A 19,088-nucleotide genomic window follows, 5' to 3' on the forward strand; every position below is an offset into this window, starting at 1 on the left:
AAATAGACCCCAAAATCGGGTTGAGTAGGAAGAGGATAAAGGTATGAAGACGGAAAATTTCTCTCCCCGACAAGCATTAAACAAAGCATTCCTAAGAGTCAAACCGAGTCGTAGTCAGGTAGAGAAGTTTCAAACCCACCTAGAACAACTTTTGGGGAGTATAAACGAGACAGAATCCGAGGAGTTCCATAAAAACCTGCTTGCAGACTTTCTCAAACACAGCTACTATAGTCCCCAACATTTCATCAACACCAAGGGAAGGAATGATTTAGTCATCCATAATGGGAAAGAATCGCGGGATTCCGTGGGGGTGATATTGGAAGTCAAGAAACCCAGCAATAAAAGCGAGATGCTGCGGAGAGACAAACTCAACTGTAAAGCATTACAAGAATTACTCCTCTACTTCCTACGGGAAAGAATAACCGAGAAAAACCTAGAGATAAAACACCTGATTGCTACCAATATATATGAGTGGTTTATCTTCGATGGGAATATCTTCGAGAGACTATTCGCACAAAATCAGGAACTTGTCAGACAGTTTAATGACTTTGAGACGGGGAGACTAACGGGAAAAACCACCGACTTCTTCTATAAACAGATAGGAGAACCCTTCCTTAACTCCATACTCGATTCCCTGACATACACCCATTTTGACTTGCGGGAATACTCCCAAACCATCCGGGAGGACGAACATAACCTTATCAGTCTCTATAAAATCTTTTCTCCCGAACACCTCTTAAAACTCCCCTTTGCGAACGATAGCAACAGTCTCGACAAAAACTTTTATAGTGAACTGCTGCATATCATCGGATTGACAGAGAGAAAAGAGGGAGGAACAAAACTCATCCGACATCCGCAACCGGCAGCGCGACAACCCGGTTCGCTGCTAGAGAACGCTATCAGTCAAGTGGAGAGTTTAGATAAAATCTCTCGTTTACCCAATCCCGAAGAATTTGGGGAGACGGAAGAGGAGAGACTATTGAATATCGGTTTAGAGTTGGGGATAACCTGGATAAATAGAATCCTCTTCCTCAAACTATTAGAAGCGCAGATAATTAGGTATCATCGGGGGGATAAATCCCTAGGGTTTCTCAATTTAGGCAAAATTGCCAACTATGACGACTTAAATCGCTTATTTTTCAGCGTTTTGGCCAAAAAACAGACAGAAAGAAGCAAAGACATCCAGAATACCCATACTCAGGTTCCCTATCTCAACAGTTCCCTATTTGAACCCACAGACTTAGAACAATCAACCATAGTTATCAGTAACCTGCGTTCGGAGAATATAGAGATTTTTGCAGGAACAGTCTTAAAGGATAGTCAGGGGAAAAAGCGAACAGGAGAAATCAACGCTTTAGCATACCTATTTGAGTTTCTCAATGCCTACGATTTTAGCAGCGAAGGTGGGGAAGCGATACAGGAGGATAATAAGACTCTTATCAATGCGTCAGTGTTGGGATTAATCTTCGAGAAAATCAACGGATATAAGGATGGTTCCTTTTTCACCCCCGGTTTCATCACTATGTATATGTGTCGGGAAACGATTCGACGCGCAGTAATAGAGAAATTTAACCAGAGTCAGGGATGGGATTGTCAGACAATCGAGGATGTGTATAACCGCATCAAAGATAAAACGGCAGCCAATGCTATTATCAATAGTCTCAAAATTTGTGATCCTGCGGTAGGTTCGGGACATTTTCTTGTCTCTGCTTTGAACGAGATAATCGCGATTAAGAGTGAGTTACAGATTTTATTGGATAAAGAGGGGAAAACTCTCAGGGATTATCGGGTTGAGGTGGTGAACGATGAGTTAATCGTCACCGATGATGACGGTAATCTGTTTGAATATAATCCCCGCAACCGAGAAAGTCAGCGAGTACAGGAGACTTTATTTCAGGAAAAACAGCGTCTGATTGAGGGGTGTCTCTTTGGAGTTGATATCAATCCCAACTCGGTGAAAATCTGTCGGTTGCGTTTATGGATTGAGTTACTCAAGAATGCTTACTACAAAGCAGACAACGAGTTAGAGACGTTACCGAATATCGATATTAATATCAAGGTTGGCAATTCTCTGATTAGTCGCTTTGGGTTATCCAATGATTTACAAGTCTTTTCCCGCAAAAATCGTTTAAGTATCGAGAGTTATAAGGATGCGGTGAGAGTCTATCGCAATGCGGAGGATAAATCGCAAAAGCGCGAGATGGAGAGATTGATAAGTGAGATTAAGAGTAGTTTTCGTCAGACTTTACAGGGAGATAATCCTCTGAAAAAGCGCTTGCGGGGTTTGGAAACGGATTTATATAGTCTAGAGAATCAAATTTTGTTATTTGAGGAGTCAGCTAAGGAAAAGAAAGCGCGGGAAAGGAAGATTAGTCAGTTAAGGAATGAGATTGATAAGTTACGTCCGCAACTAGAGGAGATTGAAAGCGGTAAGATTTATCATAATGCTTTTGAATGGCGCTTCGAGTTCCCCGAAGTTCTAGACGATAAGGGGAATTTTATCGGTTTTGATGTGGTAATTGGCAATCCTCCTTATATCCGACAGGAGGAACTCAAAAATATTAAACCTATCTTGCAGAAAATTTATCAATCCTATACCGGGATTGCTGATTTATTTGTCTATTTCTATGAGAGGGGTTTACAAATACTCAAAAATAAAGGTTATTTAACGTATATCTCCTCAAATAAATATTTTCGTTCGGGATACGGAGAAAAATTAAGGCTACTTCTCAGCAATTCGACGAAAATTTTTAATTTAATTGACTTTGGTGATTTTCCTGTCTTTGAAGAAGCTACCGCTTATCCCAGTATTATCGCTTTAAGTAAAGATAAATGGGATGGCAATCAGTTTAAAGCTTTAGCTTGGGATAAACACAAAGAGCAAAATATCACCCAGTTTGCCACAATTCTAGAACAAGATTATCTGACAATCACTCAAGCTAATTTATCTGCTGATGGTTGGAAATTAGAATCTTCACAAACTTTAGATTTATTGGCTAAATTGCAAAAAGTCGGTACTCCTTTGGGAGAATATGTAAAAGGTAGATTTTATCGAGGAATAACCACAGGTTTAAATGAAGCTTTTGTGATTGATAAAATCACCCGCGATAGATTAATTAGTCAACATCCCTCCTCCGAGGAAGTTATTAAACCTTTTCTCCGAGGACGAGATGTAAAAAGATGGTGCGTAGAATATAAAGATTTATGGATAATCTTTACCAGAAGGGGAATTGATATTAAAAAATACCCTGCAATTGAACAGTATTTGAGTCAATACAAACAAAAATTGACTCCAGGTATAGGAAGAAAAGTAGGGAGTTATAAATGGTATGAAATTCAGGATAATATCGCTTACTGGCAAGAATTTGAACAACCTAAAATTATTTATCCAAATATCTGTAAACGGAACGAATTTACCTTTGACAATTCTGGTTATTACACTAATCAAAAAGCCTTTATTATTTCCTGTAATGATCTAACTTTACTAGCTATTCTTAATTCTAATGTGGTGATGTTTCTGTTTGAAAAAATACTAGCAAAATTACAGGGTAACTTTTATGAACCGAGTTCTATTTTTATCAAATATTTTCCTATCGCTAGTGCAACAGAACCCCAAAAACAAGCGATCAAATATCTAGTTAAACAATGTTTAGAAGCTAAGGGAAAAGAAGTCAAGGAGTTAGAAAAAGAGATTAACCAAATAGTATATGAATTGTATGGATTAAGTGAGGAAGAAATCAGGATAATAGAGGGAGAAATAAAATAGATATAAATGTAGCACAGAAAACGGGTTTCTCGGAGAAACCCGTTTTCTACTCATGCACTCATGCAAAAAGGGGAATAAATAATCAGTCTTTAATAACCAGATTTAGTATTACCTAGGATTATTAGTATCCTATAATACCAATTCTTAGGAAACTATAAAGAAAATCCCAAGATTGAGCGAGTACCTTGCCAAAAAACGCTATAATAGAATAAAATGCCTAATTTTTTCAACAAAATTGTTATGATAGTTACCAATAGACAAGAGCTAGAAGAACTGATACAACAGGTAAAAAAAGCTCAACAACAATTTGCCAACTATAACCAAGAACAAGTAGATCTTATCTTCAAAAAAGCGGCATTAGCAGCCAACAACGCGCGCATTCCCCTAGCTAAAATGGCAGTACAAGAGACAGGAATGGGAGTAATAGAGGATAAAGTGATTAAAAACCATTTTGCCTCAGAAATCATCTACAACAAATATAAACACAGCAAAACCTGCGGCATTATCGAAGAAGATAAATCCTTTGGATTGCAAAAAATCGCCGAACCCGTGGGCATTTTAGCGGGGATCGTACCCACTACAAATCCCACCTCCACAGCCATTTTTAAAGCCCTAATTGCCCTGAAAACCCGCAACGGCATCATTTTTTCCCCCCATCCGCGAGCCAAAGACTGCACCATCGCGGCGGCCAAAATAGTCTTAGAAGCGGCCGTCAAAGCGGGCGCACCGGCCGGTATTATTGGTTGGATCGATCAGCCATCGGTGGAACTTTCCCAAGCATTAATGCAACATCCCAGCATTAATTTAATCCTTGCTACCGGCGGTCCCGGTATGGTAAAAGCGGCCTATTCTTCCGGAAGACCTTCCCTAGGAGTCGGTGCCGGCAATACCCCCGCTTTAGTGGACGAAACTGCTCACATAAAAATGGCCGTTTCCTCGATTATTCTCAGTAAAACCTTCGATAACGGCATGATTTGCGCCTCCGAACAATCGGTAATCGTTGTCGATAGCATCTATGAAGAAGTTCGACAGGAATTTATTGATCGCGGGGCCTATCTTCTTTCCCCCGAAGAAAGGGAAAAAGTCGCCGAGATTCTCCTAAAAGATGGTCATATCAACCCCGATATCGTCGGACAACCGGTAGAAAAATTAGCCACCATGGCCGGAATTTCCGTTCCCGAAGATACCCGCTTACTAATCGGAGAAGTGGAAAATATTGGCTTAGAGGAACCATTTTCCTACGAAAAACTCTCGCCAATTTTAGCCATGTACCGAGCGAAAGACTTTGAAGATGGGGTAAAAAAAGCCGAAAAACTGGTCTTATTTGCCGGTCGAGGTCATACGGCCGTGCTTTATACCGCACCCTCCAATCGGGAACATATTAAGCACTTTCAAGACAACGTACAAACGGCCCGGGTATTAATTAATACCCCTTCCTCCCAGGGTGCGATCGGTGATATCTATAACTTCCGTCTCGATCCTAGTTTAACCCTCGGTTGTGGCACTTGGGGCGGTAATTCCATCAGCGAAAACGTCGAACCTACCCACCTATTAAATATTAAAACCGTAGCCGAGCGCCGGGAAAATATGCTTTGGTTCCGAGTACCACCAAAAGTATATTTTAAATACGGAGCATTACCCGTCGCTATTCGGGAATTAGCCGGCAAAAAACGGGCCTTTATTGTCACCGATAAACCTCTTTTTGACCTAGGAGTTACCGCAGCTTTAGAGGAGGTTTTAGAAGAAATCGGCATCACGATTAATATCTTTTATGATGTGGAACCCGATCCTTCCCTAGAAACCGTCGAACGGGGGTTAAATGTAATTAATACCTTCAATCCCGATGTAATTATCGCTATCGGTGGTGGTTCCCCCATGGATGCGGCTAAAATCATGTGGCTACTCTACGAGCATCCAGAGATAGAATTCGAGAGCTTGGCCATGCGTTTTATGGATATCCGCAAACGAGTCTATGAATTGCCCCCTTTAGGCGAAAAAGCTCTGATGGTTTGTATTCCCACCACTTCGGGAACAGGATCAGAAGTGACTCCCTTCGCCGTCGTGACCGATCGCCGTAATAATATTAAGTATCCTTTGGCAGATTATGCTCTAACTCCCAGCATGGCCATTGTCGATCCGGAATTAGTGCTGAATATGCCGAAAAAATTAACAGCCTACGGCGGAATTGACGCTTTAACTCACGCTCTTGAGGCCTACGTCTCGGTTTTAGCCTCAGAATATACTAACGCTCTTGCTCAAGATGCCATCCGACTGCTGTTTAAATACTTGCCCAGTTCCTATCATAACGGAGCTAAAGACCCGAAAGCGCGGGAAAAAGTCCATTACGCGGCGACAATGGCCGGAATGGCCTTCGCTAATGGCTTTTTAGGCATCTGTCACTCCATGGCCCACCAATTGGGGGCAATTTTCCATATTCCCCACGGTCTAGCCAATGCCTTGATGATTTCCCACGTCATCCTCTATAATGCCACCGATGCCCCCTTTAAACAGGCGACTTTCTCTCAGTACAAATATCCTAACGTGAAGTGGCGCTATGCCAGGATCGCTCATTCCTTGGGATTGGGAGGAGAAAGCGAGACCGAAAGTGTGGAAAGATTGGTATTAGCGATCGAATGTTTAAAACGGGAAATCGGTATTCCGGCCAGTATTAAAGAGGTAATTCCCGAAACTGAAGCCGAATTTATGGCCAAATTAGACCATTTAGCCGAACAAGCTTTCGATGATCAGTGTACCGGAGCCAATCCCCGTTATCCCCTGATTGAGGACTTAAAAACCCTGTTAATCCAAGCTTATCACGGCAATTTGCCCCTAGAGGTGGCGGTAAATGGTCACGGTGATGTCAGTCTTGCCGATTTGAAGTTAGATCCGCAACCCTTGAGCTTGTAGGGATAGATTTTGCCTTTGATTCCCCCTACCCCCTAGTAGGGTTGATTCATGAATCAACCCTACCATCAATCAACCCTACCCCCCTTAATCAGGGGATATCCCCCCTACCCCCCTTAATAAGGGGGGCTAACCACAGAAACCAAAAACCTACCTACTTAGGGTTTGCTGAATAAATGTGAAATGTAGGCAAAGTAAGGGTTTTGGGGCTTTTCTCGCGAAACAGGTGCAAGATTTTGAGAGAATCGTCGTTCAAAACCTTGCATCTTCATCGGCCCGCGTCCTGTAGGGGCGAAGCATTCGGGCAATAACCTATCGGTGAAACCGTAGATTTTCTATCCGAATGCTTCGCCCGTACTTTTTCAGCAGACCCTACTTAGCCACTACTTAAAAATTATCTTTTTTCCCCCGCAGCCGCGCAAACACTTGTATTGGTTCGCTGCTATCCATGGTCATGGCCAAAGCGGGACTATCCCAACGCAAAAAAGGATTAGTCAGCTTTTCCGTCCCCAAAATTGCCGGAATCGTGGGCAGATCTTCAGCGCGATGTTTTTCCACTTCCCGATAACGCTGTTGCAGAGCAGCATTATTAGGGTCAACTGTCAAGGCAAACTTTAAATTATTTAACGTATATTCGTGAGCGCACCAAACCCTGGTCTGGTCGGGCAGCGATCGCAATTTAGTTAAAGAAGCCACCATTTGGCCCGGTGTTCCCTCAAATAAACGACCACAACCCCCAGAAAACAGGGTATCACCACAGAATAACTCACCGTAATCTCCGGGGTTAACCGGGGGAAAATAATAGGCAATATGGCCGCGAGTGTGGCCGGGGACAAAGAAAACCTCGGCCCAGCGACCGGCAAATTCCACCCGATCCCCCTCCTCTAAAAACAGCTGCTGGCCCGGAATGCGACCGCGATCCTCCTTTCCCCCATAAACACAAAGATGGGGATAACGATTAATTAAAGCCTGATTAGCCCCCACATGGTCGCCGTGGTGATGAGTATTAAAAATAGCGACTAAATCCACCTGTAAAGCCTCTAATCGCCTGAAAACGGGTTCAGGTTCCGCCGGATCCACCACGGCCGCAATTTTTTGTGCCGGATCGTAGAGGAGGAAAATATAATTATCGGAAAGGGCGTTAAGACGTTCGATCTCCATGGTAGAATCTTGGGCTAAGGTTTAACTCGATCATATAGTGCTAACCTAACTCCCCGCAGCACAGGAATCGGCAAAAATTACGCAGGGAATCCCCACATGATTAATGGGAACAATATCGGGTTCTGTGGGGGGAAATAAAGCGACAACGTGGGGAACGGGACGGGGAGTATAATGCACTTGCGACTGGCCCCGATAAGCGAGGGAGGTGCTTGCTCCTGAATCCAACATCACCGCGTCCCGAAAACCTGCCTGTACTAATAATTCTCCCAAAGCCATGGAATCGATCGGGTCTCGGGAAACCCCGATTACTGGCTGTCCTGCCTGATTAATCCCCCAAAAAGCCCGGTGACGCAGGGCATCAAAACCGTAAAGTGTACCAAAGGATTCTCGGGATTGTGGTTGTCCATCTTTGACTAACCAAGCGGCCGCGACAAAAGCATCCGTCACCTTGAGATCATCTCCGGCCTCCGCTGCGATTCCTTCTAGGGTATTATGACGGGCAGGATCAAAAGGAAGATAACGCACCCATCGCTCAGTAATGATTACTAAAGGACGACCCTCTAACTTGCCGATTTCCCCTTCATATCCCGGGATAAAGCCGCCATTTTGGCTTAAAACCGGCCCGATCATCTGATTTGAGTCCAATTCCTTGAGGGAGAAAAAACCGCCATCTACAGCCGCGATCGCTTCTGTGCCGGCGATAATTTCCTCCACTTGATAACGACTATCAGCGTGGATGGTTTTGGGAATGCCGCCACTAATTAATACAAGTGTATTAGTTGGGAGTTCCACTTCCCGTTTTTGGATGGTGGTGGCAAAGTTAAAACCGCCATCGGTACGGGGTAAGGGATCACCTCCCCAAGCTTGCGGTACAACTTCTCGCGTGCGTGATTGCCCAAAGCGTCCAATCGTGAGTAAATCGGGGGATTGACCAGCAAAATGCTCATCTAGGTCATTCATCGATAAAGCCGCCCGATAACCCGCTTTTTTGACGAATTCCTTCACTCGATCGTCCGCCTTCCCTTCCGGATAGGTGAAATAATTAATCGGAATGCCCAATTCTTTTTCTAAGATTTGTTTCGATTGCTTGACTTCTTGCTCCAAATCTGCATCGGACAATAATCTTAAATCCCGGGGATGACTGACGCTATGGGAGACAATCTGTACTAGAGGATCGGCGGCCATTTCCCGGAGTTGTTGCCAAGTGACACTGGTTCTGCCAGTTTTTTGAGCCATTTTATTGATATAAATCGAGAAAACAGCAGGATAGTTATATTTTCTCAATAAAGGATAGACATACTGATAATGTCCCCCATAACCATCATCAAAAGTCAATAAAACCGGTTTAGCGGGAAGGGGGATCCCTGTCCGCAGATGGGAAATTAACCAATCGATACTGATAGGAGTTGCCCCGATTTCCTGCAAAAATTGAAAATGTGCCTCTAATTCGGCGGGAGTAACGTCAAAAAATACCTCTTTTTTTGGTAAAATGTCGTGATACATTAAAACTGGTACTTTTGCCCCTTGAGCGCGGGGATGAATTTCCGGCCAGGGGGCTAATTCGATCGCTGTTGCCGAGTTATTTTGCCAATTATCGAGACTAATATCGTTTTTTTGGAGAGATAGGGAAACAATCACGCGATCGGAGATGTTTTTATAGGTTTTACAATCAAAAACTCTCGATATATCCTTAAAAGAACTATTTTCTAGAACATAATCCGCGCATTCCGGTTGAAACTCCCTAAAAGGTGCGGGGAGAGAATCACCCCCCACCAGAGCATTAGAACGAGGATAGAGAGAAATTGTCCAAATAATCAGACAAGTGACGATAAATGCCAAAAATCCGTATAGGGGAAACAAGGGAAACGAAGATTTTTGCCGAGCTTGCCAACGCATAAGATCAAGTAATAAAGTAAAAAGTAAAAAGTAAAAAAGCAGATAGTCCTTGAGTTACCGAAAAAACTGCTTTTTATCTAGATTTTTGGCTTTTGTTTTCTCGTCAGCAAAGCCCACTGATTACAAGCTGAGTTTCTCTGTAATCCGTTCCCTTGTCAAGTTTTCTAGAACACCCTCATCAGGAGATAGGAGTCAGTATTCAGGAGTCAGGAGTCAGGAGATAGGAGTCAGGAGATAGGAGATTATTTTATTTATTCTCCCCACACCCTACACCCAACCCCCCCGATGTCGGGGGGGTTGGGGGGGCCACACCCCACACCCTACACCCTAACACCCTACACCCTAACACCCTACACCCCACTATGTTCACGGGGATTAAGCTGGTAAAGCGTGACACAAAACTGCTAGAGTTACCAAAGACGAGTATATAAACTTTACAGATATTGTATGAGAGTTTTGGTTATTGGCGGAGACGGCTATTGTGGTTGGGCAACGGCACTCCATCTATCAAATAGGGGTTACGAAGTAGGCATACTTGATAGTTTAGTTCGTCGCTATTGGGACTTACAATTAGGCTGCGATACCTTAACACCGATCGCACCCATATCTCATCGTATTCAACGCTGGCAAGATCTAACGGGAAAATCGCTCGATCTTTTTGTCGGGGATATTAATGACTACGACTTTCTGATTCAATCCCTGCGACAGTTTCAACCGGATGCGATTGTTCACTTCGGAGAACAGAGATCTGCACCCTTCTCCATGATCGATCGCGAACACGCGGTTTTAACCCAAGTTAACAACGTTGTTGGCAATTTAAACATCCTCTACGCGATGAAAGAGGAATTTCCCGAAGCGCACCTAGTGAAACTGGGAACGATGGGTGAGTATGGCACACCTAATATAGATATTGAAGAAGGCTACATCACGATCGAACATAACGGTCGTAAGGATACTTTACCCTATCCCAAACAGCCAGGTAGTATGTACCATCTCAGCAAAGTCCACGATAGCCATAATATCCATTTTGCCTGTCGGATGTGGGGTTTAAAAGCCACGGATCTTAATCAAGGGGTGGTTTATGGAGTCCTCACCGAAGAAACGGGAATGGATGAGATGTTGATTAACCGTCTCGATTACGATGGGGTTTTTGGTACTGCTTTAAACCGTTTTTGTATTCAAGCGGCGATCGGTCATCCCCTGACAGTGTACGGTAAAGGTGGTCAAACGCGAGGATTTTTAGATATCCGCGATACCGTGCGTTGTTTGGAATTAGCGATCGCAAATCCTGCTCAATCGGGGGAATTTCGCGTTTTTAACCAATTTACCGAACTGTTTAGCGTCGGTGACTTGGCACTGATGGTGAAAAAAGCTGGTTCCGCGTTAGGGTTAAATGTGGAGATTAACAATCTTGACAACCCGCGCATCGAGTTAGAGGAACATTATTTTAACGCTAAAAACACGAAATTACTCGATCTAGGCCTACAACCTCACTATCTCTCCGATTCTCTCCTCGATTCCCTCTTGAACTTCGCCACCAAGTATAAAAATCGGGTAGATATGAATCATATCCTACCAAAAGTCACTTGGAAACGATAATTTATTAGTAAATGATAAGTTGAGGATGGGTTACTTGCCCATCCTTTCCGTTTTTCTAATGTATCGCCATCAAACTCGATCTTAATCCGCACTGATAGGAATTATTGTCGTCCGCAATTGCGGGAATTAGGGCAACGTTCCTGCATTAATTGCGAAAATTCCGTTCTTTGAGCGGGAGTTAGGACTTGACGAATTTCCAAAAAACTTTCAAATTGCAGGTTACTCATTTCTTGGCGATTGCGGGAGATTTGCTGATGTTTGGAACGGATATCTCGATCGGAGGCATTATTCGATAATAAACTATTTAATTCTTGTTCGTTGCTTCTCAGGGTGTCCCGTAATTTTTGCATTTGTCCCCGGTATTTCTGACGAATAGCGGCAATTTTTGACTTTTGGTCATCGGTAAGGTTTAATTGTTCGATTAGTCTTTCTCGAGAATTATTCATCCCACGGGGACGACTCTCAGGACGCTGGGGAGAGCTAGTTTGAGCGATAAATAGACGATCTTGGGGATAGGATAGCACAGTGGCAGTTGGGGCCAAGTTAGCGGCTAGAGTTAAAGCCATGGTCGTGCCGAGAATCGAGACAGTAGAAAAGTACATAATTGACCTCCACAAAGAAATTAAGGATTATAGGTAGAATAGGTGAGATGAGGCTCGTTTAAGCTCATCCAAGGGGAACTATAAACGCTAGGAGCAGCAATCGGTGGAGCGATGCTATGGTTCCAACTCTCCACTAAAAAAGCTTCTAACTGCTCGTCGGAAATTTGGCTCAGTTGTGGATGAGGATCGGACCAACGATAGGAAGCAAAAATCAGCACAGATAAGGCAGTAATACCAGTTATCCACCCCAATAAAGGCGGCAATTTTGGGAAATTTACTGGCTTTTCTTCCCTAATCATTTGCATTAACTGTTCTTCTTGATCTATCGGTCGAGGTGGCAGCGATGGACGATAGCGACGCAGAAAATTAACCACTTTCTCATCTTCTGGGGACATTAGAGAACTCCTTGTTTTTGCAAAAATTGACCCATGGTTTTACGCGCATAATGAAGGCGTGATTTCACCGTACCGAGGGGAATTTCTAAGATTTGAGCGATTTCCTTTTGGGGTAAGTCTTCTAGATCGTGAAGGACAAGGACAGCGCGATGTTCTAAACTGAGAATTTCCAACCCTTGTCGGACCACTTCCTCATAATGCAGTTGCATCAAATCGGGACTATCTTGGGGACGGGATTCGCTATCAAGGGAGTTTTCCTCATCAGTGCTTTTGGCGATCCTCATTTGTCTTTTGGCTAATTGTCGCCGACCATCGATCGCCACATTCCAAGTGATCCGATAAACCCAAGTGGAAAAGTATTCAGGTGAACGCAATTTCGGCAACCCGTGCCACACTCTTAAAAATACCTCTTGGACAAAATCCTCTAGGAATTCCTGTCCACAGAGTTGATAGAGAGTAGAGCGGATTTTTGGTTGATAAAGACGGTAAAGGTGACGAAAAGCACCCCGATCACCCCTTTGACATTTTAAGATTAACTCTCGATCGCTCACACTTGTTTGCTTCTCGGTTATCACCCTGATCATTACCCCCGCTGGATGCCTGTCCGTTTAGACTAGCGGATGTCAAGAATGGTTCATAACCAGTGATCAGTTATCAGTGATCAGTGATCAGTGATCAGTTATCAGTTATCAGCTTTTTTCTTCCTGCTCCCCATCTCCCCATCTCCCCATCACCGAAGGAGTAATTGTTGATAGAAATCCAATTGTTTTTGAGCGAGGGCTTTATTAGTATAATTGGTCATTACTCTCTGATAACCCCTCTGGCCTAATTCTTGAGCGAAGCTGGGATTATCTAAGAGAGTTTGTATAGATTTAGCCAGTGCTTCCCCATCTTTTTCGGGAAAAATTAACCCCGTATCAGCAATAACAAAGGGAATTTCTCCTGAATCAGAACCAATAACAGGAACCTGACAGGCCATAGCTTCAATTAAAACATGACCGAATTGTTCTTTCCAACCGACGGCCGTTAAAGTTTTGACCTGATAGGTGATTTCTGAAGGCAAAACTAAAGTGTTCATCAGGTTAATATAATTAACTACTTGATCGTGGGGAACACTTTCCACTATCATCAAGCGATCGCTTATTCCTGCGGCTGTAGCTTCGCTGACTATTTTATCTTTCAAGATGCCCCGACCTAACAGTAATAATTTCCACTTACCTGTTAATTTAGCTACAGCTTTAATCAGCGTTAGAATGCCTTTTTCTTCCACAAAACGACCGACAAAACCAATCACAAATTCATTGCTTTCAATGCCTAAAGATCGGGCTAAATCGGGTTGCTTGCTGGGGGAAAAAAGAACTTCATCCACGCCTAATTGTGGTAAAACGGTGTATTTACCCCTGTAACCCCGTTCTTTTAAAACATCTACTCCGTCCTGATTACCGGCGATTAAACCATCGGTATTTTTCAGGTTATAAGCTTCTAACCAAGAGATGGGAAATTTAGGAGTATAGGGAAGATTCCACCAAGTAAAAAATACATTTTTAGCCCGGAGATTTAAGAGACGATTCAGAGTAATAAATTGTGCATAACCGAGAGATTTAGAACCCTGTTCCACCTGAATAATATCAGGTCTAAATTTTTGCAACAAAGGAATTATATCAACACCAAAAGTTAATAAAGCTTGGTTATTCTGGCTAAAATTAGAGATAGGAATGACTCGGAAATTATCGGCTATTTTCGGTTGACTTTCAATAATTTTATTTTGGACTCCTCCCGGTTGCCAACGTTGGGGAACAACAATAGTAACCTCAATATTGGGATTTAATCTTGTCAGGGCGCGCAGTTTCTCACAGTTGAGATCAACTATATATGTATGACTAGCGACTAAAATTTTCATAGATTATCTAGTTTTGTATAAATTTGGCCATCATTCCAGAGGGACTTTACTTGAGTTTTCAGAGCATCCAGAAAACCTAAACTATAAAAAATTCCCCTAGAAAGGATTTTAATCGGGGAACCACCTTTATTACAGGGAGGATTGCCAAGAACGTGACAATCAAATAATTTAGCGTAGAGTCGCAATTGTTGAGCGGGAGTGAGATTTTTCAGGGCCATCAGAAAGTGATTATGATAAAAAGTCGTCTGATAACTCAAAGAACGAGTGCTAATATCATGACAGCCGCCGGTTTCTTCCCCTAAATGAACCAGATAAGCGGTGGGATCGTACCAGACATGATAGGGAGTCTGGCGTAACCTTAAGCAAAAATCCGATTCCTCGCGCACGGCACTGCCACGAAAGCGTTCATCGAACCAAATGCCGTATTTAGTAAATATATCCTTCCGGAAAGACATATTACAGCCCCGGGCCGAGATTACCTGCTGGGGTTTAGTGGTGTGGACAAGATCGATGTAATACCAAGCAATGCCGGGATCCATGGCTTGGGGGGGTAAAAAGTCGATTTCGTAGGGTTTGCTGGTATCTGTCACCATTTTTTGGGAGTCACCCAATTTCATGCGATCGAATACCCGACCGGCCACTACACCTATCTCAGGATTCTTGACAAAATTCTCACTATGTGCTTTGAGATAATTATCCGGTAGCCGCACATCATCATCGATAAAAAGAACGATATCGCCCTGGGTCCGACGGACTCCATAATTTCTGGCACCGGGTAAACTCGCCCAATCTAGCCGATACCAGCTAATTTTGTGCTGATTAGCCAGATTTTCTAGATAGGATTGTATGGCGGGGCTATGGGTAGCGGTTTGGTCGATAACTAATACCTCAAAATTGGGGTAATCTTGTTTGAGTAGGTCATCGAGAGTATCTTTAAGGGGTTCTTCACGTCGATAGGTGGGTATGATGACAGAAATCGAGGGAAAATTCATAGCAGTAATCAGTGATCAGTAAACAGTAATCAGTAAAAAGACAGTAGAAAACTTCTATTTAATGGTTCTTCGGTTTGTCTTATGCAATGGACGGGGGTTATAAGGTATGTAACCCTTATATAGAAAGGCATTTAGCGATTTTTGTTAATTTTTTTTTGATCTAGAGCGAACTAATCAATTAAATCTCTTGCCAGATAAGGATTTAGTCGATTTATGCCCCCCGATCGAACCATACCAAGTAACGAAGAACCACAGTAATCAGTAAAAAGACAGTAGAAAACCGCACACTTAAAAACTCACATCTGATAACTGATAACTGATAACTGATAACTGATAACTGATAACTGAAATACCCAGCACCCATATTTCAAGCTAAAGAAACACCTTTGCGTTTAAATTTTAAGCCCTTTTTGGAGGATTTTGTGGCGGTTTCTCCCGCTAGAATTTTGGCTTCTTTTTCCTGTTTTTCGATCACGGGTAATTTAAAAATTACTCCTGCGAATATCCAGTAATAAACGCCCACAGGATCCGTATCGAGGGCATACCAATAGGGAAGATAGGCAACAAAGAGCAGCAAAACCCAATAACTACCGGCAAAACCTCGCAGAGTCGGATCTTTGAGGGAACGATAGGTGCGGAAGGCCAGATAAACTAGATGGGTCATGAATATCATGTACAAGGCAAAACCAATGTATCCCAACTCGAATAAAACTTTAGTGTGATAGGTTTCCACAAAGGAAATATCACCGAAAACCCTAGCAGCAGACGTGGCCACACCGAGTCCACGACCTAAAATACCGCCCTGATTACGGATAGCAAAATCCAACTGATCTTGAAGAAAAGCGGTGGGGGGAGCCTGTTGCCAACGGCTGATGGCACTATCGTAGCGTTGTTGGACAAAATCGGGGTTAAGGAAAGAAAAACCGATAGCTAGAAGTAAAGCGGCGGCAAAAATGATCGGCAAAAATCTTTTTAAGTTAGCGATTTGTCCCGTAAGAATCGTCAGCAGACCAACAATCATCGGCACAGCAAAGAAAGCTAATCTTTGTCCGGAGACCACTGCATTAATAAAAACTAGGGTTAAACCCACTAGGGCTGCTAGTCGCCATTTTTGGGAAATTTCACTAAAGGCACTGGCATAACAAATTACGGCACTAGAGACCAAAAACCAAGCCCAGTGCCAGGGGGAAACAAAAGTACCCGGTAGGCGGATCATATTCACTTCTGGACTATACACTAATCCCCCACCAACCAAACACCTTGCCTCTAAGGTGGCTTTGAATAGTGCATCGGCCACATAGCCTCTAGTTCCTTCACAACGACCTGTTTTCAGCATCCAGTATTGCATTAGTCCCAGAACACAACAAATAATCACTAAAGTCACCAAAAGACGACCAAAAAATAATAGGGTGGGTTTATCTTTGATTAAGTAATAAGTGCAGAAGATCAAGGGAATATAACCTAGCAAAACTTTAAATCCTAATAGTCCTTGCAGAAAAGGCTCACTTATCCGACAGGGAACCGGAACCAAAAAGCCGTTTCTGAAAACTCTCATTCCTTCTACAGATTCACAAGTGGGCAGAAATTGTCTCTGTAAATTGACGGCTAATAGACAGACTACACAGAAAACAAAGATTAATAATAGAGTTGCACCCAATTGTTTCGGGACAATAATTGGTAATTGCTTTTTTCGACATTCTAAAACTAAGGCGATTAAAGCGGGTACATAAAAGATATCTTTACTGATCTGGAGGATTGGACTACCCCCCAACCAATAGATGACAGTGCCATTGAAGGGGACATAGATAATAAATGCCCAAAGAGCCGTGCGAGGAAAGCTAAAGGAGAAAGCTCCTGAAATCAAGGCTAAACTTACTGTAGCTCCTATCTTGGGATCAAATAATAAGCTGAGGGGTAATCCGATCAAAATTGCTGCACAAATAGCAAAAACAATCAACCCTGTTAACTTTTGTTTCTTTTGCCTTTCTTCTTTTTTTAGGGCAAGTTTCTCTTTGATGTTAGGTGGGCGACTATCGGCTTTTGTTTCGCCTTGTTTATTCTTTTTTTTCTTGCGATCGATACTTAGTCCAGTCATAATTATCCCCTGCTACGCTAGGCTAAGGGCATTATAATCCCTGTTCCCCTCGATCGACTACAAAAGATAGCTTCGCACCGCTTCCACGAGCCTTTCTGTCCAAAAACTGGCCAATTCTAGGGTTTCTGCTTCCACCATTACCCGAATTAACGGTTCTGTTCCGGAAGCGCGCACCAAAATTCGGCCTTTTTCTGCCATGGCTATCTCAGCTTGGCGGATTTCCCGCCGCAAAGGTTCACATTGCTGCCAATTACGTCGCACTTCTCTATCTTCCACCCGCACGTTGCGTAAAATCTGCGGATAGGTGACAAAGCTATGATCGACTAAATTAGCCAAGGAAACCGCCGATTTCTGCACTAAAGCCGCTAAATGTAGGGCGGTTTGCATTCCATCCCCGGAAACTCCGTAATGATGGCAGAGAATATGGCCGGATTGTTCACCCCCTAGCATGGCTCCAGTTTCCCACATTTGCGCCTGAACGTGCTGATCACCTACGGCAGTACGTAAGAATTGACCCCCCAGTTTTTGCCAAGCGCGTTCAAAGCCTAAATTAGCCATCACCGTTGCTACTAATAACCCATCGGGTAGCTGTCCTGCTTCCAGGAGGGAACGACCCCAAAAATAGAGGATATAATCGCCATCTACTACTCTACCCTGACTATCCACGGCCAAGACTCGATCGGCATCGCCATCGAAGGCAAACCCTAAATCCGCTTGCTGATTGATCACCGCCGCCTGTAAGCTTTCTAAATGGGTAGAACCACAATTAACGTTAATGTGATCGCCATCGGCTCGATCGTGTAGGCAGATAACTTCCGCCCCCAAAGCTTGGAATACTAAAGGTGCTAGGTTAACGGCTGCCCCCCAAGCTAGATCCAAAACTATTTTTAATCCCGATAGGTTAATATCCGTCCCGACGGAAGCAATGACAGCTTGATAATATTTTTGGATTAATTCGGGACAAAAAGTCGCTTTTCCCCAATTTACTGGTTTATCGGCTAATTCTAAATTGCCCCTTAAACCCGCTTCTATCTGTGCCGCTAAACTGCCAGATAACTTTAAACCGCTGCTGTCAAAAAATTTAATGCCGTTATCTTCGGGAGGATTATGACTGGCAGAAATCATGATCCCCCCCATCGCTTCGCTTTCTCTGGTTAAATAGGCGACGCAGGGAGTGGGACATAATCCCAGTTGCCAGACTTCTATTCCCGCCCAGGTTAAACCCGCAGTGATAGCATTAGCTAACATATCACTGGAATTACGGGAATCTTGACCGATAATTACTGGTTTGGTGACACCAGCTTGATTTTTTAATACCTGTCCCGCCCAAAATCCGATTTGTAGCGCTAGGGGGGCAGTTAATAATTCTCCCACTTGGCCGCGAATTCCGTCCGTGCCGAACAGGGGTGATGACGGTAATTCGATTAAACCCCCTAAGGATAACAGGGGATGCGATCGAGCTTTTTGCCCATTTTGATACGATAGAGAAGCTACCATGGCCGATTCTTTCCCTCACACAACACATTCAGAGGATAACATGATCACCGATTTTTTAAAATCAATGTTCCCAGTTGACCTTAATCCTCCTCCCGGAGTTCCTTACATCTGGTGTAGGGTGTGGGGTGTGGGGAAGTAGGGAAGTGGGGAAGCTGTCTCATCACCCTATCACCCCAAAACCCTATCACCCCAAAACCCTATCACCCTATCTCCTGAATCCTGCCTCCTGAATCCTGCCTCCTGAATAAAGATTGTTGATTTTTGCAGGAGGTCTAATCAAG

General features: G+C 43.4%; 12 protein-coding genes. 3 read left to right on the forward strand and 9 right to left on the reverse strand.

Annotated elements, in window-relative coordinates:
• Nucleotides 1-43: 43 nt before the first annotated feature.
• Together IM462_RS06655 and adhE are read left to right on the forward strand one after the other, a co-directional pair.
• Nucleotides 44-3,766, forward strand: a complete 3,723-nt coding sequence (locus IM462_RS06655; protein WP_287699677.1) for a class I SAM-dependent DNA methyltransferase — start codon at nt 44-46, stop codon at nt 3,764-3,766.
• A gap of 240 nt (nt 3,767-4,006) precedes the next feature.
• Nucleotides 4,007-6,673, forward strand: a complete 2,667-nt coding sequence (gene adhE / locus IM462_RS06660) for a bifunctional acetaldehyde-CoA/alcohol dehydrogenase (RefSeq protein WP_287699678.1) — start codon at nt 4,007-4,009, stop codon at nt 6,671-6,673.
• Between the two features lie 384 nt (nt 6,674-7,057).
• On the opposite strand, the gene gloB is transcribed toward adhE, so the two are convergent.
• Both gloB and IM462_RS06670 read right to left on the reverse strand, forming a co-directional pair.
• Nucleotides 7,058-7,831, reverse strand: a complete 774-nt coding sequence (gene gloB, locus IM462_RS06665; protein WP_108936741.1) for a hydroxyacylglutathione hydrolase — start codon at nt 7,829-7,831, stop codon at nt 7,058-7,060.
• A 45-nt stretch (nt 7,832-7,876) separates the two neighbouring features.
• Nucleotides 7,877-9,727, reverse strand: a complete 1,851-nt coding sequence (locus IM462_RS06670) for a polysaccharide deacetylase family protein (RefSeq protein ID WP_287699679.1) — start codon at nt 9,725-9,727, stop codon at nt 7,877-7,879.
• Nucleotides 9,728-10,174: 447 nt separating this feature from the next.
• Here IM462_RS06670 and IM462_RS06675 point away from each other — a divergent pair, with 447 nt between their 5' ends.
• Nucleotides 10,175-11,326 carry an NAD-dependent epimerase/dehydratase family protein gene (locus tag IM462_RS06675; RefSeq protein ID WP_287699680.1) on the forward strand — a complete coding sequence of 384 codons (1,152 nt, stop codon included), beginning with the start codon at nt 10,175-10,177 and terminating at the stop codon, nt 11,324-11,326.
• Between the two features lie 101 nt (nt 11,327-11,427).
• Here IM462_RS06675 and IM462_RS06680 read toward each other — a convergent pair whose 3' ends face one another.
• The 7 genes from IM462_RS06680 to glmM all read right to left on the reverse strand — a co-directional run bounded on the left by IM462_RS06680 (nt 11,428) and on the right by glmM (nt 18,807).
• Nucleotides 11,428-11,928: a Spy/CpxP family protein refolding chaperone gene (locus tag IM462_RS06680; protein ID WP_287699681.1), complete on the reverse strand. Its 501-nt coding sequence runs from the start codon at nt 11,926-11,928 to the stop codon at nt 11,428-11,430.
• A gap of 20 nt (nt 11,929-11,948) precedes the next feature.
• Nucleotides 11,949-12,323 carry a hypothetical protein gene (locus IM462_RS06685; RefSeq protein ID WP_287699682.1) on the reverse strand — a complete coding sequence of 125 codons (375 nt, stop codon included), beginning with the start codon at nt 12,321-12,323 and terminating at the stop codon, nt 11,949-11,951.
• Nucleotides 12,323-12,907 (reverse strand): sigma-70 family RNA polymerase sigma factor, encoded by a 585-nt coding sequence (locus IM462_RS06690; RefSeq protein ID WP_287699683.1) that lies wholly within the window; start codon nt 12,905-12,907, stop codon nt 12,323-12,325. The genes IM462_RS06685 and IM462_RS06690 overlap by 1 nt, the downstream gene beginning before the upstream one ends.
• A 146-nt stretch (nt 12,908-13,053) precedes the next feature.
• Nucleotides 13,054-14,223 (reverse strand): hormogonium polysaccharide biosynthesis glycosyltransferase HpsO, encoded by a 1,170-nt coding sequence (gene hpsO / locus IM462_RS06695; RefSeq protein WP_287699684.1) that lies wholly within the window; start codon nt 14,221-14,223, stop codon nt 13,054-13,056.
• Nucleotides 14,220-15,215, reverse strand: coding sequence for a hormogonium polysaccharide biosynthesis glycosyltransferase HpsN (gene hpsN, locus IM462_RS06700; protein WP_287699685.1), 996 nt, complete (start codon nt 15,213-15,215; stop codon nt 14,220-14,222). The genes hpsO and hpsN overlap by 4 nt, the downstream gene beginning before the upstream one ends.
• Before the next feature lie 367 nt (nt 15,216-15,582).
• Nucleotides 15,583-17,310, reverse strand: coding sequence for a hormogonium polysaccharide biosynthesis protein HpsL (hpsL, locus tag IM462_RS06705; protein WP_287699686.1), 1,728 nt, complete (start codon nt 17,308-17,310; stop codon nt 15,583-15,585).
• A gap of 57 nt (nt 17,311-17,367) precedes the next feature.
• Nucleotides 17,368-18,807 (reverse strand): phosphoglucosamine mutase, encoded by a 1,440-nt coding sequence (glmM, locus tag IM462_RS06710; RefSeq protein ID WP_287699687.1) that lies wholly within the window; start codon nt 18,805-18,807, stop codon nt 17,368-17,370.
• Nucleotides 18,808-19,088 lie beyond the last annotated feature (281 nt).

It is taken from the genome of Microcystis sp. M144S2, assembly GCF_020246065.1.
Lineage (GTDB): Bacteria > Cyanobacteriota > Cyanobacteriia > Cyanobacteriales > Microcystaceae > Microcystis > Microcystis ichthyoblabe_A.